Annotated in this window: 19 protein-coding genes; 2 read left to right on the forward strand and 17 right to left on the reverse strand. The window is 61.1% G+C overall.

Annotated elements, in window-relative coordinates; translation table 11 throughout:
- Nucleotides 1-104: 104 nt before the first annotated feature.
- The 7 genes from AB0P14_RS01985 to AB0P14_RS02015 all read right to left on the reverse strand — a co-directional run bounded on the left by AB0P14_RS01985 (nucleotide 105) and on the right by AB0P14_RS02015 (nucleotide 8,009).
- Nucleotides 105-1,583, reverse strand: a complete 1,479-nt coding sequence (locus AB0P14_RS01985; protein WP_363837012.1) for an FAD-dependent oxidoreductase — start codon at nucleotides 1,581-1,583, stop codon at nucleotides 105-107.
- A gap of 87 nt (nucleotides 1,584-1,670) precedes the next feature.
- Nucleotides 1,671-3,224: a S8 family serine peptidase gene (locus AB0P14_RS01990; protein ID WP_363837015.1), complete on the reverse strand. Its 1,554-nt coding sequence runs from the start codon at nucleotides 3,222-3,224 to the stop codon at nucleotides 1,671-1,673.
- 52 nt (nucleotides 3,225-3,276) lie between these two features.
- Nucleotides 3,277-4,230 carry a Ppx/GppA phosphatase family protein gene (locus tag AB0P14_RS01995; RefSeq protein ID WP_363837017.1) on the reverse strand — a complete coding sequence of 318 codons (954 nt, stop codon included), beginning with the start codon at nucleotides 4,228-4,230 and terminating at the stop codon, nucleotides 3,277-3,279.
- A gap of 45 nt (nucleotides 4,231-4,275) precedes the next feature.
- Nucleotides 4,276-4,899: a DUF501 domain-containing protein gene (locus AB0P14_RS02000; RefSeq protein WP_363837019.1), complete on the reverse strand. Its 624-nt coding sequence runs from the start codon at nucleotides 4,897-4,899 to the stop codon at nucleotides 4,276-4,278.
- A 137-nt stretch (nucleotides 4,900-5,036) separates the two neighbouring features.
- A complete protein-coding gene (locus AB0P14_RS02005; protein WP_363837022.1) occupies nucleotides 5,037-5,762 on the reverse strand; it encodes a septum formation initiator family protein in 726 nt (241 codons plus the stop codon).
- Between the two features lie 214 nt (nucleotides 5,763-5,976).
- Nucleotides 5,977-7,257, reverse strand: coding sequence for a phosphopyruvate hydratase (gene eno / locus AB0P14_RS02010; RefSeq protein ID WP_363837025.1), 1,281 nt, complete (start codon nucleotides 7,255-7,257; stop codon nucleotides 5,977-5,979).
- 548 nt (nucleotides 7,258-7,805) lie between these two features.
- Entirely contained in the window at nucleotides 7,806-8,009 is a 204-nt protein-coding gene (locus AB0P14_RS02015; RefSeq protein WP_363837027.1) for a hypothetical protein, read from the reverse strand.
- A 12-nt stretch (nucleotides 8,010-8,021) separates the two neighbouring features.
- On the opposite strand from AB0P14_RS02015, the gene AB0P14_RS02020 reads away from it, so the two are divergent.
- Entirely contained in the window at nucleotides 8,022-8,546 is a 525-nt protein-coding gene (locus AB0P14_RS02020; RefSeq protein ID WP_363837029.1) for a PadR family transcriptional regulator, read from the forward strand.
- Between the two features lie 162 nt (nucleotides 8,547-8,708).
- Here AB0P14_RS02020 and AB0P14_RS02025 read toward each other — a convergent pair whose 3' ends face one another.
- From AB0P14_RS02025 to AB0P14_RS02040, 4 genes are all read right to left on the reverse strand, one after another.
- Nucleotides 8,709-9,200, reverse strand: coding sequence for an FBP domain-containing protein (locus tag AB0P14_RS02025; RefSeq protein WP_363837032.1), 492 nt, complete (start codon nucleotides 9,198-9,200; stop codon nucleotides 8,709-8,711).
- 277 nt (nucleotides 9,201-9,477) lie between these two features.
- Entirely contained in the window at nucleotides 9,478-10,227 is a 750-nt protein-coding gene (locus AB0P14_RS02030) for a MazG nucleotide pyrophosphohydrolase domain-containing protein (protein ID WP_363837035.1), read from the reverse strand.
- A complete protein-coding gene (locus tag AB0P14_RS02035; protein ID WP_363837038.1) occupies nucleotides 10,217-11,479 on the reverse strand; it encodes an adenosine deaminase in 1,263 nt (420 codons plus the stop codon). Before AB0P14_RS02035 ends, AB0P14_RS02030 begins: the two co-directional genes overlap by 11 nt.
- A 48-nt stretch (nucleotides 11,480-11,527) precedes the next feature.
- Entirely contained in the window at nucleotides 11,528-12,502 is a 975-nt protein-coding gene (locus AB0P14_RS02040; RefSeq protein WP_363837040.1) for a DedA family protein, read from the reverse strand.
- Between the two features lie 319 nt (nucleotides 12,503-12,821).
- Between AB0P14_RS02040 and AB0P14_RS02045 the strand changes: the two genes are divergently transcribed.
- Nucleotides 12,822-16,520 carry a lamin tail domain-containing protein gene (locus tag AB0P14_RS02045; protein ID WP_363837043.1) on the forward strand — a complete coding sequence of 1,233 codons (3,699 nt, stop codon included), beginning with the start codon at nucleotides 12,822-12,824 and terminating at the stop codon, nucleotides 16,518-16,520.
- Nucleotides 16,521-16,741: 221 nt separating this feature from the next.
- Here AB0P14_RS02045 and AB0P14_RS02050 read toward each other — a convergent pair whose 3' ends face one another.
- From AB0P14_RS02050 to AB0P14_RS02075, 6 genes are all read right to left on the reverse strand, one after another.
- A complete protein-coding gene (locus AB0P14_RS02050; protein ID WP_363837045.1) occupies nucleotides 16,742-18,052 on the reverse strand; it encodes a thymidine phosphorylase in 1,311 nt (436 codons plus the stop codon).
- 2 nt (nucleotides 18,053-18,054) lie between these two features.
- Nucleotides 18,055-18,459, reverse strand: a complete 405-nt coding sequence (locus AB0P14_RS02055) for a cytidine deaminase (protein WP_363837048.1) — start codon at nucleotides 18,457-18,459, stop codon at nucleotides 18,055-18,057.
- A 3-nt stretch (nucleotides 18,460-18,462) separates the two neighbouring features.
- Nucleotides 18,463-19,758: an ABC transporter permease gene (locus AB0P14_RS02060; RefSeq protein WP_363837051.1), complete on the reverse strand. Its 1,296-nt coding sequence runs from the start codon at nucleotides 19,756-19,758 to the stop codon at nucleotides 18,463-18,465.
- Nucleotides 19,755-21,110 (reverse strand): ABC transporter permease, encoded by a 1,356-nt coding sequence (locus AB0P14_RS02065; protein WP_363837054.1) that lies wholly within the window; start codon nucleotides 21,108-21,110, stop codon nucleotides 19,755-19,757. Before AB0P14_RS02065 ends, AB0P14_RS02060 begins: the two co-directional genes overlap by 4 nt.
- Nucleotides 21,107-22,678 carry an ABC transporter ATP-binding protein gene (locus tag AB0P14_RS02070; RefSeq protein ID WP_363837057.1) on the reverse strand — a complete coding sequence of 524 codons (1,572 nt, stop codon included), beginning with the start codon at nucleotides 22,676-22,678 and terminating at the stop codon, nucleotides 21,107-21,109. Before AB0P14_RS02070 ends, AB0P14_RS02065 begins: the two co-directional genes overlap by 4 nt.
- Before the next feature lie 95 nt (nucleotides 22,679-22,773).
- Complete coding sequence (locus AB0P14_RS02075; RefSeq protein ID WP_363838138.1) at nucleotides 22,774-23,892, reverse strand: BMP family ABC transporter substrate-binding protein; 1,119 nt, start codon at nucleotides 23,890-23,892, stop codon at nucleotides 22,774-22,776.
- Between the last annotated feature and the right edge of the window lie 157 nt (nucleotides 23,893-24,049).

Here is a 24,049-nt window from a genome sequence, read left to right on the forward strand (position 1 = left end):
CTGCGCATCCTGGCAAGAGGCTTCCGCGAACACTTTAAAGTCCGACGCCGGCCATCCCCAGAAGGTGGGGAGAGCCGGCGTCGTTGGTTAGTTAGCAGGAATGACTACTTGGCAGCAGCGTCTTCCTTGACTTCAGCAGCCGGAGCTTCAGCAGCGGGAGCCGGAGCCTCAGCAGCCGGAGCGGCCGGAGCGGCCGGAGCCGGAGCAGCAGCAGCAGGCTTGGGCTTCGGAGTCGCAGCGGCCACGAACGTGGCGCGGGGTGCCTGCAGGTTCTCCAGCTGGGCGAGGTCGCGGCCGGCCAGCATGGTGACGAACCAGTCCATGATCACGCGGAACTTGCGCTCCACGGTGGGCATGGCCAGGCCGTGGTAGCCGCGGTGTGCCAGCCAGGCCAGGGGGCCCTTGAGCTGGATGCCCATGATCTTGGCAACACCCTGCCACTCGCCGAAGCCTGCAACAGCACCGAGGTTCTTGTGCTTGTAGCCCTTCATCGGCTTGTTGAAGCGGCTGGCCCACAGGTTCTTGGCAAGACGCTTGGCCTGGCGCAGGGCGTGCTGGGCGTTGGGGACGCAGGTGCCGTCCGGCAGTCCGCCGGTGACATCCGGAACGGCGGCAATGTCGCCAGCAGCCCAGGCATTTTCAATGACGCCGAATTCGCCGGTGATCTGCAGGTTCGTGTTGGTGGAGACGCGGCCGCGGGGTTCCAGCGGGAAGCCGGTGGCGCGGATCATGGGGTTGGCCATGACGCCGGCGGTCCAGATCAGCGTGTCTGCATCAAATTCCTGCGCAACGGTCTTGTCCGGCAGGTTGATGAGCTTGATTCCGTTGCCTTCGGCGTTGTCCAGCGAGGTGTTCAGCAGAACTTCCACGCCGCGGCTGCGGAGATGCTCCACAACCCAGACGGCCTGCTTTTCGGTGACCTCGGGCATGATGCGGCCCATGGCTTCAACCAGCACGAAGCGCAGTTCGGACTGGTCAACACGGTCGTTGAGCTTGACGGCGGCGCGGGCCATGTCTTCGAGCTCGGCGATGGTTTCGATGCCGGCAAAGCCGCCACCAACGACCACGAAGGTGAGGGCGCGCTTGCGCACGGCGGGGTCGGTCTCGGTGGAGGCCTGTTCGATGAGTGAGAGCACCTGGTTGCGCAGCGCAACGGCTTCTTCGATGGTCTTCAGGCCGATGCCTGATTCGGCCAGGCCCTTGATGGGGAAGGTGCGCGTGATGGCACCGGCGGCCATGACCACGTCGTGGTAGGGCAGTTCGAACGGGGTGGCACCGTCAACCGGGGCGATGACAGCCGTGCGGTTTTCGTGGTCGATGCTGGTGACGGAGCCCTGGATGAGCTCGGTGTGCTTGAGGTGCTTGCGGTGCGAAACCACTGCGTGGCGTGCTTCGATGTTGCCGCCGGCAACCTCGGGCAGGAACGGCTGGTACGTCATGTAGGGCAGGGGATCAACAAGGGTGACGATGCCACCGGACTTTGCGATCTTCTTCTGCAGGTTAAACGCCGTGTAGAGGCCGACGTAACCGCCGCCAACTACAAGGACGCGCGGACGTGCTGAAAAGGTGGGTGTGATTGCCATACCCCCATACTACATTTCTTTGTGAAAACATTCACTAGCTTGTTACTGTGACCCGTAACTCAAATATTTTCACGGACGACGCCGGAACTAGTGTTTGTGTTTGCTGCCTGGCCGAGGGTGCCGGGAGACTTCGTTCTCAGCTGCCGCTTGCGTCCCAGCGGAGGATTCCTTGTCCTTGGCGTCCGCGGGGTCTGTGGCCGAGGTGGCAGCCCCGGCGAGAGTCTCTGCTTCTGGACCAGTTCCAGCTCCGGCCCCAGGACCGGCACCCGGAACGCGCGCGCCAGCTCCGGCCACTGCCTCCGGGACCGCCCGAATCTTGCGCCGAACCACCAACAGGTGTGTGCTGCCGGCAGCAAGAATGAGCGCCAAGAGTCCGGCGGATCCCAATATCAGAGCCTTCGGCAGCGAGCTATCCAGCTCGACTCCCTCAATGGCCACCGGCGCACTCACCTCTGTCAGCGACGGTTTGGGTTGCGGCACGGTGGTTGCAGCCGCGCCGGTGGTGGGCGGGGCAGCCACGCCACGGCGGTGGACGCGGATCCATTCCGAGATGCTGCCCATCGGGTTGGCGGTGACTTCGGGGACCTCTGCCGTCAGTGCAGCTTCAGCGTCAAGAATGCCGTAGCCGTAGATGGCGTTCGGGATGCCCTCTCCCTTGGGTTTGGCCGTTGAGATGATCCGGTTGATGACCTGGGCTGCGCTCATTTCCGGATATTTGGAACGGATCAGCGCCGCCACTCCCGAGACGATGGGGGCGGCACCGCTGGTTCCGCTCCAGCTGGCATAGCCGCCTCCCGGCAAACCGCCAGCCAGATCCTCTGCCGGGGCGCTGACGCCAATGCTGATGCCTTGGGAGGAGGAATCGATGCTTGCCGTGCCGTCCTTATCCAAGCCACCAACGGCCAGAATGCCCGGAATCGTAGCCGGAGCACCGACCTGTTCGCTGCCGGATTTCCGGTTTCCGGCCGCGGCAACAATCACCACGTCGTTGGCTTCTGCGTAGGCAAAGGCGTCGTCCCAGCTCTGCGGCCAGGCGGTGGAGGTGCTGCCCAAAGACATGTTGATGACCTTGGCGCCTTGGTCAACGGCCCAGGTCACGGCTGCTGGAATCTGATCGTCAATGTTCTTACCCGACGGGTTTTCAGTGCCAAGCCATACGGAGATGCTCAGCAGTTCGGCCTTGGGGGCAACTCCGATGACACCGTCAGGCCCAGCACCGACGGTTTCCTTGGGCTTGGCTGAACTGCTGGCTTTGGGTGCGCCCGTGGACGGAGTAGCGGTGGGGGCAGGGTGGCCACGACCAGCCAGCATAGTGGCCACTAGCGTTCCGTGCTCGGGTTCAGCCCCGATCCCCTTGCTGCCCTTTTCGTTGCCGGCGCCGGACATGTCGATCCCACCCACCACGGCACCTTTGAGGTCTTTATGGTCGGTGTCAACGCCGCTGTCAATAATGGCGACCTTGACGCCTTCGCCTTGGGAAACTTCCCAGGCCTTCACAATTCCGGACTGTTCCAGCCAGTATTGCCGGTTGCGGATGTCATCGGCCTGCGCCACGGTAGCGCCAGCCATGAGCAACGAGCCAGCCAGGGCAAGCGTCATCAGCGCGGCTGCGGTTTTACGCAACCGTGGGGCTAACTGCATGGGAGCTCGTTTCCGTGAGATGGCCATTCCAAAGGAAGGCTGCGGGGCGGTGTCAGTCTCGGGCTGCACCCAAGGCGATTCCGTCAAGAATATCGTGTTCGCTGGTGGTTGCCGATTCCACCCGTCCGCCGCTGAGCTGCGAGAGGGTGCGCAGCACGGTGCGCCAGATCAGTGCTCCGGCACCGATGACGTCTACCCGGCCCGGATGCATGAAGCCCAACTCCGCTCGCTGAGCCCGCGTCATGGAGAGTAACGAGGAGGCTGCTGCGTCCACTTTTTCCAGAGGTACGACGGCGGCATGAATCGCCTCACTCTGGTAGCGCACCAACCCGAGGGCGTGGGCTGTGATGGTGGTGATGGAACCTGCAACTCCCACCACCTGGTCAATATCAGCCAAGGGCACCACGGCGAGAACTTCGGCAAGTTTTTCCTGCACCGCTGCCTCGGCCACAGCGATTTGTTCTTCGGTGGGAGGGTCAGCCTGCAGGTACCTTTCGGTAAAACGCACACAGCCCATGTTGGCGCTCAGTGCGCTCAAGACGCCGTTGCCATCACCCACTACGAACTCGGTGCTGCCACCGCCCAAGTCAACAACAAGTACCTTCTTCGCACCCAAGGCCGGTAGCACGGACACAGCCCCGGAAAAGGACAGTGCCGCCTCTTGCGCGCCGCTGACCACTTCCGGTTCTACGCCCAAGCGCTCCTTGATACCAGCGACAAATTCATCCCTGTTACTGGCATCACGGGTGGCACTCGTAGCCACAAAACGCACCTGTTCCACGGCATGGGCCGCGATGATGGCGGCATAGTCGTCTACCGCGGCGAAGGTGCGAGCCAACGCCTCGGGAGCCAAGCTGCCGGTGACATCAACGTCTTGTCCCAGCCGGACAACCCGCATTTCGCGGTGCACATCGCGCAGTGACTGGCAGCCGTGCGGCTCTTGCGTCACATCGGCAATGAGTAAGCGGATGGAGTTCGTTCCGCAGTCGATGGCTGCAACACGCATGGTGGGGCCTTTCAAGAATCGGGACTGGCTGGGTCGTTACTAGTTCTAGTTCTGGTTCTCGTTCTGGTTAAGGTGCTTAACGTGGCGGCTCAGGTCCTTGTTGGGTACCGGTGCGCCGTCATCCCAGGCGCCGGCGCAGTAGCAGGTATCGGCGGTCCACCACTGGGCTACCCCAGCCAGAGCTTCATCGCCCAGCGGGTTCACGCCGGGGCCTTCTGCAAGAGCGTGACCAACCAGCACATGGAGGCATTTGACACGGGTGGGCATTCCACCAGCGGAGATCCCTGCAATTTCCGGGACAGGACCCGTGCCGGCACGTTCACCGATAGCTTCGCGGGCCGCAATGTAGCTCTCGTGCGCCTTCTGGTAGGCGGCGGCCAGCTCGGTGTCCGTCTCCAGGCGTTCGCTCATTTCATTCATGAGTCCGGCTGCTTCCAGGCGCGACGCGGCAGCGGTCAATACCGGATGCGTCAGGTAAAAAGTGGTGGGGAACGGAATGCCGTTGCTGAGACGGGGAGCCGTTGCAGCCACCAGCGGGTTGCCACAGATGCAGCGTGCCGGAATTTCAACCACGTCACGCACGGGCCTGTTGAGCTGGCGGCTGAGAGTGTCCAGATCGTGCTGGGTGGGAATACGCCCGGTCGAGGCGGAGCTGGTGGTTTCGGGCACGGGCGGGCCTTTCATAGAGCTGTTGTCATGCATTAGGCCGCTAGGGCCGTGATGTTCAACCTGTAATTTTAGCCTGCCCGGAGGCAGCGAAGGTTCATGCCCCAGCGCATTCTTACAGCACGGTGACGAGGAGGCTACTACGGCGCGGGTTCCTCAGACGCAGCCGGAGCGCTTGGCTCAGGAGCTGATGGGGCTACCGGCTCGGCAGGGGCTTGGACTTGGGCTGACTTCTTCACGGACTCCCACAGGCTGTCGACCCAAGGATCTTCTGTGACTTCGGTGGCTTTTTTTGCGGTGGTCGCCTCGACGGCGGCCGCCTTAGCTGCGTCTACCGAGTTCTGGGCGCCCTCAATATCGTCGCCGCCATAAACCCAGTAGCCGGTTTCACCGGGCATGAGCATGCTGACCCGGTCGCGGGCCTGCTGCTTGATGTAGGCCGGATCATCCCACCGTTGCAGTTCGGATGCATAGGCGTCTTGTTGGGCCTGCCGGGCCGAGATGTCGTCGCGCAGTTGGGCGATTTCGGTCCGCTGGGTGACGAAGGTGTGCACATTCGGTGCGAGCAGGATGGTGACCACACCCATGGTGATACCTAGCACGATCAGGCGGCCAGAAAAGGATCTTGCCGGGACCGGACTGTTGCCCGCCGGATGGATCACGCCATCCTGGCTGCTGCGGCCCTGAGAATTGCTGGTCGGCTGGCGTTCGCGCTTGTCAGCCTTGGCCTTGGTGGCCCGAGCGCCTGAGCCAGGTGCCGTCGTCGTACTTTCCAAAGCTGGGTCGGCAGCGGCAGGGGCCTCCGGGGCACCTTTGAGTCCGGAAGTGAACTGTGCCTTAGGCACTGAGGGCCGTCGTGTGGCCATGCTTCTCCTCAGGAATTCGGCCGGCAGTTTATCCCGGCCCATCAACGAACGCTATCGCACTAATGGCAGCTTTTCCTCAAACGCTAGCTCACCAATGGCTGCTTTTCAGACAACGCTAGCTCAGTTCAGTGACGTTCATGTTTAACGCACAAGGCCGCGGTAGCTGACCAGGTGTGAATTCACCTTAGTCAGCCGCCGCGGCCTTCACTGCTATTTAGCCCTTGAAACGCGGGAACGCGCTGCGGCCTGCGTAGCGTGCAGCGTCATCGAGTTCTTCTTCGATGCGCAGCAGCTGGTTGTACTTGGCAACACGCTCGGAGCGGGCCGGAGCACCTGTCTTGATCTGACCGGCGTTGGTGGCAACGCAGATGTCAGCAATGGTGGTGTCCTCGGTTTCGCCGGAGCGGTGCGAGGTGATGGTGGTGTAACCGGCGCGCTGAGCCATGGAAACAGCGTCCAGGGTCTCGGTCAGTGAACCGATCTGGTTGACCTTCACCAGCAGCGAGTTGGCGGTTGCCGCGTCGATGCCGCGGGAAAGACGCTCGGGGTTGGTGACGAAGAGGTCATCACCCACGATCTGAACCTTGTCGCCAATGGCGTCGGTCAGAGTCTTCCAGCCTTCCCAGTCATCTTCATCCAGGGGATCCTCGATGGAAACGAGCGGGTAGTCGGCAACGAGCTCAGCATAGTAAGCGCTCATCTCGGCAGCAGTTAGTGCCTTGCCTTCGAACTGGTAGGCACCGTCCTTGAAGAACTCGGAGGAGGCAACATCCAAGGCCAATGCAACATCGGTGCCGGGCTTGTAGCCGGCACGCGTGATGGCTTCCAGGATCAAGTCAAGGGCTGCACGGTTGGACGGCAGGTTCGGCGCGAAGCCACCCTCATCGCCCAAGCCCGTGGAGAGGCCCTTTTCCTGCAGCACGGCCTTGAGGTTGTGGTAGACCTCAACGCCCCAGCGCAGACCTTCGGAGAACGTGGAAGCACCGAGCGGCACAACCATGAATTCCTGGATATCGACGTCGGAGTCAGCGTGTGAGCCACCGTTGAGGATGTTCATCAGCGGCACCGGCAGAACGTGCGCGTTGGGGCCACCCAAGTAGCGGTACAGCGGCAGGCCAGCGGACTCGGCCGCGGCACTAGCCACGGCGAGCGAAACACCCAAGATGGCGTTGGCGCCCAGCTTCGCCTTGTTCGGCGTGCCGTCCAGTTCCAGCATGACGGAGTCGATCAGACGCTGGTCGGTAGCGTCCAGGCCCTCAATCTCGGGGGCAATAACTTCCAGAACAGCCTCGACTGCCTGCAAAACACCCTTGCCCTGATAACGGTCCTTGTCGCCGTCACGGAGTTCCACTGCCTCGAAGGCACCGGTGGATGCACCGGAAGGAACGCCTGCGCGACCCATGGCACCATCGGTCAGCAGAACTTCGACCTCAACGGTCGGATTTCCGCGGGAATCCAAAATTTCGCGTGCATGAATGGCTTCAATAAGTGCCACGTATTGCTCCTAATAGTCAGCTTTGTAGTGTATTTGTCGACCACGCTGTCGTCTCAATCGTAGCCGACAGCGTGATTGAGCCCTCATTACTACGCCAAGAGCTTTCCTGCGCTACACGGAACGGACTTTTGAAAAACCGAGCGAGGCCGGCAAAACGCCCAGAAGCGCTGTAACCCCGGCGAAGATTCGCCCAAGGGATCGTAATGGACGGTGTAACGGACGGCTTTGGATATTTTTCAAAAACCTCTGGCGCAGTAACCTCTTGCGCAAACGAATATAGCGATATATCGTTAAGTATCGCAACGCAGTCAAAGAAGCTTTCAAAGCGACGCAACGCGAGGAACAAATCGTTCAGTGGACAGTCTCTACGTACTTCGTACTTCCACCACCGGGCTCGGGACGGCCATCATCTATCGATTCCCTCCCCCGGCAGCCCCCATATTTCAACTTTTAGAACAGGCAAGCAAGCAAGCAAGCATAAAATGAAAAACTTCAATTTTCCCCAAGAAAACAATGATCACCAGCGAGACGCTCGGCGAGGCCACCGGTCACGGCACCACAACGAGCCCACTCCCCCGAACAGCGATGGTGATTTCACCGACCCTCGCGAAAGTTTCCCGGGTGACGTAGGCCGCGGCCGGGGTGGACGCGGCGACTTCGGTCCCCGCGGTGGGGGTCCTCGTGGAGGAAGCCCCCGCGGCGGCCCACACGGCGGAGGGCCCCGTGGTGGAGGGCCACTCGGCGGCGGACACAGAAGTGGCGGCATGGGTGGGGGCCTAGGCGGTGGCCCTGGTGGTGGCCCCGGTGGTGGCTTTGGCGGCAGAGGCGGCTTCGGTCCCCGCGGTGGCGGCCGAGTCCGCAAGGGAAACGTCCGTAGCGCCATTTTGTCCCTATTGAGCCAGCACAGCTACAACGGCTACGGCATGATCGGCGCCATCGCCGCACATACCGACGGTGCCTGGCGCCCAAGTCCCGGCTCTATCTACCCCGCATTGGCAGCACTCCAATCCGAGGGACTCATCGAGTCAACCGGTGACGGCAAGCGCACCGAGTTCGTGTTAACAGACGCTGGCAAAAACTACGTCGCCGAAAACGGCCAAGAAATGGCTCAGGTTTGGGCCGATGTGAATGAGGAAGCCGGAGCCGGAACTGATTTGCGGCTTGGCTTGGGCAAGCTCGTTGGCGCAGTCGAGCAAATATCGATGGCTGGCAACGAGGACCAAATCAAGGCAGCCACTGAAGCATTGGATACCGCCCGGCGAGCCATTTACACCCTTCTCGCGGACTAAGTCCTCGCGCTAAGTCCTCAAAGAACTAGCAAACTACCCTTGGGCGGGATCGGTTCATGAAAATGAAACCATCCCGCCCAAGGGTTTTTACGGCATCACCCTTGGGCCATCGACTCAAGGCGAAGACTCAACGCGAACAATCAAGGCGAAGCGACAGCGGGTCTAACCCATAACGCGTGCCATGAATTTTTCGGTCCGTTCGCGCAGGCCCAGGATCTGCCGTTCAATGACTGCAACCGGGTCTGGCTCAATCTCATTGACGGCAGGAACCTTCCTGACATTGGCCGAGCACAAAAATTCGGCACAGATCAGCGTCCCGACCGAGTTCCCGTCGCGGCCCGATTGACCGGCCCGCTTGCTCACCCACAGGTACACGTCTTCCTCGGAATAGACGTCGCGGCACAACTCGCACAGCACCCTGCGCTTCTTGCCGCTGCCGCCCTCTGGAGCTCGGAGCATGATGCCCACCAAACGATCAGCGGTCCGGGTAATCAGGTAGCCGCGCATCGGCATCTTGGGATCTCGCCAACCGAGCGAGTCGAGTTCGTCCCAGTGAAGGTCGGCAAAATTGGCTGGCAACGTCAGCTTGGCGGCCTCGGAACGGCTCGCATTGACGAAGCAGGAACGGATTTGTTTTTCGGAGATTTTTTCCACAGCAAGGAGTCCTCAAATAAAGGGAAGTGCCTTTTCAGGCGTGCCGTTCTCGACGGCACAGGGATGGTGTTTTGAGGTGGCTCACAGGAGGCGGGCGGCTTGAGGCCGGGCGCGTCAGGGAGCGGTGGCGGTCGCGAAGCAGGCCATCAAGGCCACCCCACTTTCCGCAGGGGCGTGGGCCCAATGTGCTGTAGTCATCAGTGCCGCCCCTCATTTTCTCGATAAATCCCTACGGAAAGCCTAGCATTTCAGTCTCGGCGAGTGCGCCCGGCGGCCATCATCCCCTGTGCAGACTTTGAAAGTCTCGTACGGCTAGCCGTAGTGCCCTTTCTGCGTCCAAGCCACGCTTTTGTGCCTGAAGTACGACGTCGAACAACACCTTCCCGAGCTCTTCTTCCGATTCGATGGGGCTGGGGAAGTTCCCCGCGGGTTCCGGCACCTCGAGCCCCGCTCGCCGTGCACGCTCCACCGATTTCTGCGCCATGGCCAGAGCCGGCAGTGACCCCGGAATTCCGGAAAATGGCCCGGATTGGACATGTTTTCCGGACTGCGTGGGCGCTCCTGTAGCTCTCACCGCCGCTTCCTGTTCACGCGCCTGCTCACGTTCCTGCGCCTTGACGCGTTCCCAGGTCTCCTCGATTTCGCCGAGCGTGGCAGGGAAACTCTCCTGCAACGTGCCATCGGGATGGAAGACGTGTGGGCTGCGCCGAATCATTTTCTCGCTCAGACCGTGAGCCACATCAGCTAAATCGAACTCACCGGATTCCTGAGCCAAGCGCGAATGCAGCACCACTTGCAGCAAGATATCGCCCAGTTCGCCGGAAATCTGCGCTGAACTGCCGGTTTCCAGTGCCTCAATGAACTCATGGGCTTCCTCTACCAAATAGCTGGTGAGGGATTCATGAGTCAGTGCTGCCGTCCACAGGCAATGCTCCCGGAGGGCATCCACCACATCGACAAGGCGGGCCAGCTCCACCGCAGTGGAGCTGGCCCGCCCGTTGAATTCCGGCATAGAACTAGTTGTCACGTCCGTCTTCGTCGACAGCGGATTCATCCACTTCAGATTCATCCAGCTCGGGCTCGTCCAGATCGGAGGCGTCGAAGGTTTCGAATTCTTCGGAGTCTTCGAAGGTGTCCATTTCCTCCATGGCGTCTTCAAAGTTCTCCACGATGAATTCAGCCAACTGCTCGCGTGATTCAATGGGCAAGAATGATGCGTGAACAGCGTTCAGCGTCATTTCAAGGACGGTGTCCAGACCATAACCGAAGGTCTCCACGAGCAGCCCAAATTCGCCGCTCAGCGTCACACCGCTCATGAGCCGGTTGTCGGTGTTGACGGTGATGTTGAAGCCCAACTGGTGCAGCAAGTCAATGGGGTGTTCGGCAATGGTGCTGCCAAACGCCGCAATGGCACCGGTCTGCAGGTTCGAGGACGGGCATATCTCCAACGGGATCTGCCGGTCTCGGACCCACTGCGCCAGATCGCCCAAGGTGAGCGTGCCGACGTCGTGCCCGTCTTCCTCTTGGACATCGAGGTGGATGTCCTCGGCGATGCGCACGCCGTGGCCCAGTCGCAGCGCCCGGCCGTGGACCAGCGCGTCCTGGATACTTTCGAGCCCGGCACCCTCACCGGCGTGGACCGTGGCGGGGAAATTGTTCTCCGCGAGGTAGGTGAAAGCTTCGGTGAAGCGGGAGGGCAGGTAGCCTTCCTCTGGGCCGGCAAGGTCAAAGCCCACCACACCATTGTCGCGGTGACGAACGGCCAGCTGGGCGATTTCGGCGCCCCGGTCGGCGTGGCGCAAGGCCGTGAGGATCTGGCCGACCTCAATGTAGCCGCCCGCCTCATCCACCGAATCCATGCCCACTTCCAGACCTTCCTGGACGGCTTCGACAGCCTCATCCAGAGAAAGCCCGGCGCTCAGGTGCTGCTCCGGAGCCCAGCGAACTTCGCCGTAAACCACTCCGTCTTCGGCGAGGTCTTCAACGAATTCTCTGGCGACTCGCACCAAGGCGTCGTGCGTTTGCATGACAGCAACGGTGTGCTCGAACGTTTCTAGGTACTGCTCCAGCGAGCCGGAGTCGGCCGATTCCAGGAACCAGTCGCGCAGTTCCGTAGCCTCGGTGGCGGGCAAGGTGTACCCGACCTCGGCAGCCAACTCAATGATGGTTTCGGGGCGGAGCCCGCCATCAAGGTGATCGTGCAGGGACACTTTGGGCAATGATTTAAGGTCCACGACGGGAATGGAAATGCCTGTGTGTTCTGAAGTTGAGTTAGTCACAAACCCACTCTAGGGATGAGCCGGGCCCGGCGCTAGTTGGACGCGGACTTAGTGCCGGTGAATTCCGGCAGCCGCTGCGCCGTTTGGGGATGGCCCACCAACCTTGACGGTGCCCTTCCCGCTGCCCGCTCCGCCACAATGAGGGACGACGGCGGCACCCACCACAGTGTGTCCGTCACCTTCTCCGGCGTCGGGCGCTGCAAGGCGGCTTGACTCGGGAGCACCTAGCACCGGCGCACTCAGACCCACAGGACTCAGATCCACAGGACCCGGCTCCGCCGAATCCTTCGGCACCGTCAGCGGGCTTGCATCAGCTGGCGTCGTTGGCTCGCTTGGCGTTGTGCGAGCGGAACTCTTGTGGGCGCGGCGATCCACATATCGGTGCACCAACTTCAGTGCATGGTCCACGAGAATACCGATCACAATGGCAAAGGCGATGGCGATACCGACCCCCAAAAGCGGATTATCGTGCACCCACCGCCCGGCGAATGTGCCCACGGCCACTGAATAAATAGCCCACGTCACGACGGCAATACCGTCCAAGAGCACAAAGCGCCGCCACGGAAACAGGGTGGCTCCGGCGGTGAAATTGACGGCTATCCGGCCCACGGGGACGTACCTGGCCGTGAAGATGAGGATGGCTCCGCGCTTGTCCAATTCCATGCCAGCCCAGGCAAAGGCTTTGGCAATGCGGGGGCGGCGCATCCAGGCGAAGCGCTCAACACCAAGCTTACGACCCATCCAATAGGCGATGTTGTCACCAATCATGGCGCCCACAGAGGCGCCGAGGATCAGCAACCAAATATTGGGATAGCCGTTCCGGGAGGCAATGGATGCCAGCGCCACAATAGCTGTTTCGCTGGGCAGGAATAGGAAGAATCCGTCGATCAGGCAGAACAGCGCCACCATGGGAATGACCCACCACTGAGCAGCGGAGTGTTCGATCATGACGTTGATCTGATCAATGAGGTGCAAGAAGTCCACCGTGAATTTTTCCTCTTCTGTGGTGGTTGTCTTTCTCAAGTTTCCCACGCGTGACCTCTGGCGGCATCCACCCAGCGGGGGATATTTTTCGGCACGCACTGTTCATACCCCGGACACTTGCACCTGCGGTGGACTTCACACAATGGCAACGCCCCGGCCACTTGCGGTTGGCAGGCTATCAAGGTCTCACTCCGCCTTTTGAAAGGAACTCCAGTCAATGAATGTTGACTCTCAGGTACCGCCTCCTAGAACTCCCCGCTTAAATGCTTCGTCGCTGACTCGTGCAGGAAGGGCCACACCCCGGCGGATGGCGCTGGGGCTGATAGGAGGCCTGGCAGCCGTCTCGCTGGGAGCTGGCATGGCGCCCGCGCTCGAGGCGGAAGCTGGCAACCGCTACGAGGTGAGCCCCGGCTCCCCCGTGCTCATCAGCGAGATTGCCAATGGTGGTGCGGGGGCATCCACCACAGCTAATCGAGTCGCCAACAAGAACTTAATTGAATTGAGCAACTTTAGCGAGTCCCCGGTGGACATCTCGGGCTGGAAGATCTATCGCTGTGGCCAGACTGGCGGTGGCTACGGACCCCAGACCGTGGTCCCGGCGGACACTATATTGGCTCCCGGTGCGCAGTTCACCACATCGCGGGCCGGCTCCGGCTACGCCACGGATGCCAGCTATGAGACGAGCCTCCACGATTTTGGCTACGGCGCCTTCATTGAGGATGCCACCGGCCAGCGCAGGGATGCCGTAGGCATTTACCATCCGGACATCGCCTCCGATTGCGAAACCGACGGCGTTAATCTGGACCGCCAGCTTGACCACCGTCTAGATGAATCGTTCCAGCGCGTCTCCGCAACTGGAAACGTTACCCAAGATTGGATCATCGCACCGCGCACTGTAGGCGCACCCAATGCAACTGCCGAGTCCCGCACCTCCATCGACAATGGTCTGCGATTTACTGAGATCGCCAACGCTGTGGGTGGCAGTTCCACCAATCAGTACGTGGAACTGAGCAACTTCGGCACTGAGGCCGTGGATATGTCCGGCTTCAGCTTGTTCCGTTGCGGCGAGAACAGCACCGCTTATGTCCAGATCCCGCAGCCTCCTGCCGGTTCCGTGGTGGCTCCCGGAGAAAGCTTCGTGATCAGCGCGGCCAAGGGTACCCAGCCTGCTGGTGGAGCAGACCTGAGCTACGACACTGCCATGCATTGGCGCGATTTCGGCGTCATGCTCCTCACGCCCCAGCAGGAGATCGTTGACCGCGTGGGCGTGTACAACAACAGGAACAGCCCCTGTGCTGACGGAGCACCCGTGAAGAATAAGGCGGACCACTTCCAGAATGAGGTACTGGTGCGGGTCACGGACACGGGCAACAACGCCGCTGACTTTGCCCTGACCACCGCCGGCACGCCCGGTACCCACGTAGTTGCCCCCGTCGTGGCCGCCCCGGCCAAGTCCGCTGCCACCGACGTGGCGATCAGCGAGATTGCACCGGCTGGCGCAGCTGGCACCAACGACGAATTCTTTGAGTTGGCCAACTACGGCACCTCCCCCGTGAGCCTGGCTGGTTGGTCTGCTTACCGTTGCACCGGCACCGGCCAGGGTTCTGCCACCCCACAGATCGCAGATCTCGGCGCCATCACCCTCGCCCCGGGCCAGACGTACTTGGCTACTCCCGAAGCTGCCCCGGCAGAACTGCGCGAGAAGGCCAACGGACTGTACGCCACGGGTCTAAATGAGACCGGCTACGGCATCTACATCATGGATTCTACGGGCGCCACGGTTGATGCTATGGCGTCCTACGACGTCGTGGTTGACCAGTTCACTCCCTGCCGCATGGGTCAGGAAGCGCGCAACTACAGCAAGTCCGATCAGGGCCAGAGCTACCAGCGCGCCCAACACACCGGCGACAACGAGCACGATTTCAGCATCGCCGCGACCCGCACCCCCGGCGAGCTCAACGACGTCGTCTATGTTGACCCCACCGAGCCGCTGCCCGGGGAGCTGGAGCCGGCCACCGTTTCCACCAACAACGTACCCGGCACCCCGAAGCTGACCTTGAACAAGGGCGCCGATCTGGCGGCCACTGTCACCGGGACGGACGACGGCGGCACGAACCTCACGCTGGCGGCCCAGGCCGCAGAGCTCAAGGATGGCACCGGCGTGGTGGTGCGCGCAGGTACCAGCCCGGCAGCAGTTCCCGCCACCTTGGCCATCGCTGGCGAGAAGATTGTGGACGGCAGCCAGGCTCTGGCCACGGCCGGAAGCAGCCACAACTTCCCGTTCCAACGCTTTGAAATTGGCGTAACAGCCGCCGAGGAGACCAACTTCATCTGGTCCGGCACCACGGCCGCCCGCAATGAAATCCAAATGCTCGGCTGGGATGCTACGGCCAGCAAGTGGTCGGTTTTGACCACAGCGGTACCATCCGCCGATGGCGACATCACACTCAACGGCACGGTTCCGGCGTCGTGGGTGGAAAAGGACAAGGCCCATGTTCTGGTCATTGACGGCCCACGCACCCAGGGTGGTTTGCTGGACGAGATAGGTGTTACGGACCAGTCTTTCACCAACCCGGGCAGTTACGACTTCGCCCTGAACCACATGACGGACACCCAGTTCTACGCCGAAGGCTTCCAAGATGTGTTCCGCCAGATGTCCTCGTGGGTGGTGGCCAACGCCAATGCCCGCAAGATTGCCTACAACTCGCACACTGGCGACATCATTGAGAACTGGATTGCCGGGAACAACTCCCACGAGCGTGCTGACAGGGAATTTACAGCCTCGAAAAAGATCATGTCCATGATCAATGACGCCAACATTCCCAACGGCATCCTGCCGGGCAACCACGATAATTTCTGGGGCCACGACAACACCAAGTACAACGAATACTTCCCCGCCTCCATGTACCAAGACAAGCCGTGGTTCGGTGAGACCTGGACAAAGGATGACAATGCCGCGCACTCGGATTTCTTCTCCCATGACGGGGTTGATTTCCTGGTACTGAGCCTGCCGTACAGGTCATCGGGCGCGCAGCAGGCTTGGGCTTCTGCGCAGGCGAAAGCCCACCCGAATCACAACGTCATCATCGCCACGCACGCATACCTGAACACCGCCGGCACCCGCGACACCGTCGATGCCCGCTACACCTCCTCGGCGCAGGAAGTCTGGGACACCGTGGTTGCGCCCAATGAGAATGTCTTCCTCGTTCTGGGCGGCCACTTCCACGGTGTCGTGACCAATTACGCTGATCCGGTCACGGGCGAACAGACCGATGCCACTGAGCTGGCCCGCAACACCTTTGCCATTGGCAACGTTGGCAACACTGGCCGGACAGTGGTGGAAATGCTGGCTGACTACCAGGGCTACCGTTCCACCGTCCCGGCACCGCGCGGGGACATCTTGGACCGCGATACCGGCTTCCAGCGTCTGCTCCAGTTCGACCTCGACGCAAACCTCATGGCCGTCAACGCCTACTCCCCCTCGCTGGATTCCTTCGAGGCGTGGAAGTACGACGAGCCTAACTTCCGTGGCGATGCTGCACGTTACGATGCTGGCGACGACGAGTTTGTGGCCCAAGTCAGCCTGATCCGGGCCACGGAGTTGACGTCCTCCAGCTGGGCTGTCACCGGCGCCTTCAAGGAGTTTGCCCAGGGCGAGCTTGCGGTCGGTGGCGAACAGAGCATCACCTTGGCTGCCGGAACGGGTGCTCAGCTGTGGACCGTCTCGCTGACGGATGCCGACGGAAACGTCTCACGCTCTGCCCCTCAGCTGTTGGCCGCTCTGACTGTCACGGAACCGAGCCCCTCGGCGAGTGCCAGCGTCTCTGCCGCACCTTCCACCCCGGCAAGTTCGACGGCGGATCCCGCACCTACCGCTGCTGATCCCTCGGCATCGGTTACTGGGCCCTCTACGTCCTCCGATCCTGTGGCAGGTTCGGACGACCTTGCCTCCACGGGCGCTCAGGCGGGCATGCTGCTGATCGGTGGGCTGGCACTGCTCCTGGCAGGGGTGGGAACACTTCTGATGCGGGCCCGCCGCTCTTCCACACACGGCTAATCCACAGCCCAGATACGGGCCTGTGCAGCAGAAAATGAGCAGTAAGAACTAAAGAAATGACAAGGGCGGCCAGGATACTCTCCTGACCGCCCTTGTCTTGTGCCACATTGGCTGAGCTATTAACTGCGATAGCGTTGCCGAAAATGCCGCATTTGCTGCGCTAGCGTCTCCAAAAACACCACCATTGCTGCGATAGCGTTGGTAGTGCGGTGGGGCGTTGCTTAGGCGATGCGGTCGATGATGAGCTTTCGCGCCCCACGGTCGCCGTCGGGGGTAATGGTCACCGCGTCTTCGAGTGCTTCTCTGGCTCCGGCGAACTTCTCGGCAGTGTCGGTCAATAGCGTCATGAGCGGGTCACCCGCACGAACCAGATCGCCGGGCTTGGCGTGCATGCGTACCCCCGCCCCGGCTTGAACGGCGTCTTCCTTGCGAGCACGCCCAGCACCCAATCGCCAGGCTGCAACACCCACAGCCAAGGCATCCAGACCCACCAGTACGCCGTCGGCCGGGGCCAGAATAACCTCGGACTCCCGTGCTTGCGGCAGTGCGGCGTCGGGGTCCCCGCCTTGGGCGCGGATCATGCGGCGCCATACGTCCATGGCCCGTCCGTCCTTGAGCGCAGCCGCCGGATCGGCACCACGAATGCCAGCAGCGTCAAGCATTTCCTGCGCCAGCTTCACGGTCAGTTCCACCACATCGGCTGGACCACCGCCGGCCAGCACCTCCACTGACTCTTCAACTTCAATCGCGTTACCGGCGGTCAAACCCAACGGTGTGGACATATCCGTCAAGAGCGCCACCGTGTTAACCCCGGCGTCCTTGCCCAGTGCCACCATGGTCTGAGCCAGCTCACGGGCCTGTTCCACGGTCTTCATGAAGGCCCCGGAGCCCACCTTCACATCCAAGACCAGCGCCGCCGTGCCCTCGGCAATCTTCTTACTCATGATGGAGGAAGCGATCAGCGGGATACACTCAACCGTTCCGGTCACATCACGCAGGGCATAGAGCTTCTTATCGGCCGGGGCCAGATTTCCGCCCGCAGCACAGATCACCGCACCAACGTCAGAGAGCTGGCGCAGCAGTTGATCATGGCTGACATCTGCACGCCAGCCGGGGATGGCCTCAAGCTTGTCCAAGGTGCCGCCGGTGTGGCCCAACCCCCTACCGGAGAGTTGTGGCACAGCTGCGCCAAATACGGCCACGAGGGGTGCCAGCGGCAAGGTGATCTTGTCCCCCACCCCGCCTGTGGAGTGCTTGTCGGTGGTGGGCATGGGCGCGCCAGCGCTGTTGCGCAGCCCGCTGAAATCCAGGGTCTCCCCCGAGGCGATCATGGCCGCCGTCCACTGGGAGATTTCTTCCCGATCCATCCCGTTGAGCAGGATGGCCATGTTCAGTGCGGCCATCTGCTCCTCGGCTATGTCACCGCGAGTGTAGGCCGCAATGGTCCACGCGATTTGTTCCGGAGTGAGTTTGCCCCGGTCACGCTTGGTGGCAATGATGTCAACGGCGGCGAATGTTCCAAGCGAAGTCACAGCTAGTCCTTCAAGTTGTCGGGGCCAAAGGCGTCGGGCAGGATCTCATCCATGGTTTTCACTCCAGAGGAGGTCATGATCTGTGTGCTCGCCGTGCTGAATTCAAACAGTAGCTGCCGGCAGCGCCCGCAGGGCATCAGGATCTCGCCCTTGCCATCCACACAGTAGAACTCGGTGATGAGTCCTCCGCCGTTCATGCGGGCAGCACCCACCATGGTGCATTCCGCGCACAAGGTGAGCCCAAAGCTGGCATTCTCCACATTGCATCCAGAGACAATGCTGCCGTCGGTCAGCCGGGCCGCAGCCCCCACCGGATAGTGAGAGTACGGGGCATACGCGTGAGCCAAGGCCGCGGTGGCGGCTATGCGCAAAGGCTCCCAGCCGCCGTCGAGCTTGTCATCCAACATGGACTACTCCTTGATGTAGGGCTCGCCGTCCGCGGCCGGGGCCAAAGCCCGCCCCACGAATCCGGATACGGCCAGGATGGTCAATGCGTACGGCAACATGGCCAAGAATTGGCCGTCGATCGGTGTGCCTGCGAGTGAGAGAATGCTTTGCAGGTTTCCGGCCACACCGAACAGCAGCGCCGCCAGGGCTGCGCCGATCGGATTCCAGCGGCCAAAGATCAGCGCGGCCAGGGCAATGAAGCCCAGCCCGCCGGTCATGTCCTTGCTGAAACTACTCACGGCAACCAGCGTGAAGTAGGCGCCACCAATGCCAGCCACGGCCCCGCCGGCCAGAACGTTCAGCACGCGGGTGCGGTTGACGTTGATGCCGACGGTGTCGGCGGCCTTGGGGTGTTCACCCACGGCGCGCACACGCAAACCCCAGCGGGTACGGAACAAACCGAACCAGAGAGCCACCACCAGAATCAGCATGAAGTAGCCAATGATCGACTGCCGGAACAGGGTGGGTCCAATGATCGGAATTTCCGAGAGCAGCGGGATGGAGATGTTGGGCAGGTGTGCCGGCTGGTTGTAAATAGTGAGGCCGTCCACCTTGGTCTTCATGATCTTCTCGAACAGGAAGCCGGTCAGACCGGAGACCAGCACGTTCAGGACCACGCCCACGATGATCTGGTTGACCACGTACTTGATGCTGAACAAGGCCAGGAGCACGGAGACCAGCACACCGGCAACGGCTGCGGCAATGAGTCCGGCATAGGCGTTGCCCGTGATGGAGGAAACCAGTGCCGCTGTGAAGGCACCGGCCAGCAACTGTCCTTCAATGGCAATGTTGACCACGCCGGCACGCTCGGACAGTACACCGGACATGGAGCCGAACAAGATGGGTGTGGTGATGAGCATGGCGCCGGTGAACAAGCCCACCAGCGTGATGTTCTGGGTGGTGGTCCCGCCAATGATCCACACCATCATGCCCACCACGAAGACCACCGCGAAGGTCATAACCACCCATTTGGCGATCTTTCCGGTAGCTCGCGTCTGACGCCAGGCCAGGTAGGCCAGCGCCACCGTGATGATTGCGACCAAGACGCCTACGCCCTTGGCAGGCACCACCAGGTTAGGCACCTGCCAGGCATCGGTATCTTGGGAAATACGGAATGTTGCGGTGCCACTGGGCCCGAGAACAACGAACACAACGACGGCGAACAGGGCCAGCACGCCGAGCAGAATCGGCACTTTCCAGCTTCGGATAGCTAGCGCATCGGCAACCTTGGGCGTTTCACTCTTAGTGGTGATGCTCATGCTGACACTCCTTCGCGGCGAACTTCCTTGATCCGGAACATGGACCGGATCAGTGGCGGGGCGGCGATGAAGAGCACAATCAAGGATTGCACCACGGCCACGATGTCAATGGAGACGTTGGCGTTGATGGCCATGGAGGTGCCGCCTGCTTTGAAGGCGCCAAAGAGTAGTGCCGCATAGAAGGTCCCCCACGGTTTGGACCGTCCCAGCAGGGCCACGGTGATGGCGTCAAAGCCGATGCTGCCAGCAACGTCGGCATCGAGTAGTTTCTCGGTGCCAGCCAACTGGGTGACACCGGCCAAACCTGCCAAGGCACCTGAGATGAGCATGACGGTGATGTACCCGCGGGACACCTTCATGCCTGCGGTGCGTGCGGCACGGGGGTTGGCGCCAATGGCTCGGTATTCAAAGCCTAACGTGGAACGGTTCAGCAGCCATGAGACCACCACGACGGCCAGAATGGCCACAATCAGTCCGGCATGAACCCGGAAACTGGGACCCAACAGCAACGGAAACATGGCAGTTTCGTGCATGCGGGGGCTGATCGGGTTGCTGCTGTTGGGGTCCCGCAACTGATTCTTGAGCAAGAACAGCACCAAGGACACAGCAATGTAGTTGAGCATGATCGTCACGATCACCTCATGTGCTCCGGTCCGGGCCTTCAAGAATCCAGCGATACCGCCCCACAGCGCACCGCCCACAGCGCCAGCGAGAATAACGGCCAACAGGTGGATGCCCGGGGGAAGCTCAATCAAGAAACCTACGACGCCGGCAAAGGTGGCACCGAGAATGATCTGGCCCTTGGCACCAATGTTGAACAAACCAACCCTGAATGCCAGGGTCACGGCCAATCCCGAGAGGATCAGCGGCGTGGCGAAGGTCAGAGTTTCAAAAATTCCTAGGCGTCCTTGCAGGGTGCGTGCCCCCGGGTCGAAGGTGGCTCCCCGCCATAGCGCCCCATACGCTTGGGAAACCGAGGCCCAAATAGCTTTGATGGTGGCCATGGGGTCGCCAAAGAAATAGCCGAAAGCTGTGGTCACGCGAGGGTCTGTGGCCGCGATGAGAATTCCACCGATAATCAGTGCCACCACCACAGCCAGAACGGAAATCATGGCGTTGCCGCTCATGATCTCGCGTACCACTTGGCTGGTGCCGCTCTCCTGCTCCGGTTTGTCCGGTTTAGGGTCAGTCCCGGGTTTAGGGTCAGTGGCCGTTGCACCCTTTGCTCCCGGGTGTCCGGTGGCGCTTGGGCTTCCGGTGGCGCCGGGAATGTTGGGGGTGCCGGGACTACCCGGAGCGCCCGGTATTCCCGCGGTTCCTTCAGCGGGGATGTTGTCCTTAGCGTCACTCATGACTGTCCCCCTTCCTCTTCCTCGGTAGTGCCGGGTTCACGTTGGGATTGCATGTGTTCCTGTGCTTCTGCCGCGGGCAGCCCGGCCATCATGAGGCCAAGCAATGCGCGGCTGGATTTTCCTGGCACGATTCCCATGAGCCGGCCAGCAAACAAGACCGCAATCCGGTCGGCCAGTTCAAGGACTTCGTCCAGTTCGGTGGAGACGATCAGTACCGGTGTGCCGGAGTCGCGTTCTGCCACGATTCTCTTGTGCAGGAACTCGATAGAACCAACATCGACGCCACGGGTAGGTTGGGAGGCAATAAAGAGCTTCAAGGGCCGGGAAAGTTCCCTGGCCAGCACTACCTTTTGCTGGTTACCGCCGGAGAGAGTATCAGCGGCGTCCTGTGAGGACTGAGCCCGAACATCAAATTCCGCCACCTTTTTAACCGCGTTCTCGGCAATGACCGCGCGATTCAGGGTTCCGGCTCGTGAGTACGGGGCACTCTTGTAGAGATCAAGGATGAGGTTCTCGGCGATGGACAGCTCCCCCACCAGGCCGTCGTCCTGCCGGTCCTCGGGCACAAAACCTACCCCCGAATCCAGGACCTGACGGACGCTCTTGCCTACCAGTTCTCTTCCGTCCAAGGTGATGGAACCGAGCACATGCTTGTGCAGGCCCAGCACCGCTTCGGTGAGTTCACTCTGGCCATTGCCCTGCACTCCTGCGACCGCCAAGATCTCACCCTGAGACACGCTCAAGGTGACGTCGTCCAAAAGTCTCTGGCCGGCGTCGTTCATGACGGTGAGGTTTTTGATCTTGAACGTTTCCGCTCCGGGAGTGGCGTCGGCCTTGTTCAAGGTCAGGTTGACGGCGCGGCCCACCATCAGCTCGGCCAGTTCCGTTGTGGAGGCGTCCGGGCTTGCCGAGCCAACCACTTTGCCGCGGCGAATGACTGTGATGGTGTCAGATATCGCTTTCACCTCGCGCAGTTTGTGGGAGATGAACACGATGGAGGTACCGCCGGCTTTGAGCTGCCTCATGATGTCCATGAGTTCGTCGGTTTCCTGCGGTGTGAGGACGGCGGTGGGCTCGTCAAGAATCAGAATCTTGGAGTTACGCACCAGCGCCTTGATGATCTCCACCCGCTGCTGGATACCAACGGGCAGGTCCTCGACGAGCGCATCCGGGTCAACGTCAAAACCGAACTGGGTGGAAATCTCGCGGATCTTGCGGCGAGTTTCAGCCAAATTCAGGACGCCGCCAAAGGATGTTGATTCGGCACCCAGGGCCACGTTTTCGGCCACGGTAAAGACCGGGACCAGCATGAAGTGCTGGTGCACCATGCCGATTCCTGCGGCCATGGCATCTGCCGGGCCGGAGAAGGTCACGGGCACGTCATCAACAAGGATCTGTCCCGAACTGGGTGAATACAGCCCGTACAAGACGTTCATGAGAGTGGATTTTCCCGCCCCATTTTCGCCCAGCAGGCTGTGAATCTGTCCTGATTCCACCACCAGGTCGATGTGGTCGTTCGCCACCAGGGAACCAAAGCTCTTGGTGATGCCCCGAAGTTCTAATTTCAACGTTTTAGCCCGTCTGCGAAGGTATTGATCACGGCCGAAAGACACGGGCGTTGGGGGCCGCTGCTAGCGCCGCCCCCAACGCCCGTGTCAAGGTGCTACTTCGGGCTGGCCTCGGAGGTCACCTTGATGGACCCGTCGATGATGCCCTTCTTGATCTCTTCGAGCTGGGCCTTGGTGTCAGCGCTCACGGCCGAATCCAGATCATGGAAGGGGGCCAGAGCCACGCCACCATTTTCCAAGGTTCCAACGTACGGCGTCGGATCAAACTTGCCGTCCAGGTCTTCCTTGATCACTGTTTCTACAGCCTCACCCATGGTCTTGATAACCGAGGTCAGCAAAACATCCTTGAAGGTGGGGGCGGTCAAGAAACCATCGGAGTCAACCCAGATCAGCTTGGCATCCTTGCCACTTGCGTTGGCTGCCAGAATCGCATCTCCGGCACCCTTACCCAGCGGACCGGCCACGGGCATGATCACGTCTGCCCCATCGGCGATCAGGTTGTTGGTGTGCTTAGTACCTTCCTGAACGATCTCGAAGGTGTTGGCGAAGACACCCTGCTGGGTCTTGACGTCCCAGCCAATGAGCTGGACATCCTTGCCCTGCTTTTCGTTGTAGTAGTCAACGCCCTGGGCGAAGCCGTCCATGAAGATCGTGACCGTGGGGATGTTGACGCCGCCGAAGGTGCCGACCTTGCCGGTCTTGGATACGGATGCGGCAACATAGCCTGCCATGAAAGCGGCCTGGGCTGTGTCGTAGACAATGGGCTTGACGTTGTCAGCGGTGATGGTGTTGTCATCAACAATGGCGTAGTTCAGATCGGGGTTGGCCTTGGCGGCTTCTCCGGTGGCCTCGGCCAACAGGAAGCCGACAGTGACGGTCAAGTTACAGCCAGCACTGGCCATCTGGGCCAGGTTCGGGGCGAAGTCTGCCGTGGTGGACGACTGGGCTTCCTTCATCTCAATGCCCAGGTCCTTGACGGCATTCTGCATGCCCTCGTAGGAGGACTGGTTAAAGGACTGATCGTCAAAGCCGCCGGAGTCGGAGACGATGCAGCCTAGGAAATCGGCAGCAGCAGGGTTCTGCGAGCTAGATTCGCTACTTCCGGCAGCCGGCGGGGCCTCCCCGCAGCCGGTGAGAAGTAGGGCTGTTGCGCTCAGCGCAATGGTGCCCACAAGGGCCCCGCGCTTAAAAGTCTTCGCGGTACTGACAAGCATGTTTTTCAAGGTTCCTCCATCGGTTGGTGTCCGCACTGGATGGCTGGTGAGCTACACAGACTCCGCACAGCCCCAACAACCTGATCAACGCTGATCAGGCAGATGAAACAAACGAGAAGACCTTGGCACACCCCAGTGATGCGGCGCTAACAATACC

The organism is Specibacter sp. NPDC078709 (assembly GCF_040686795.1).
Classification (GTDB): domain Bacteria; phylum Actinomycetota; class Actinomycetes; order Actinomycetales; family Micrococcaceae; genus Specibacter.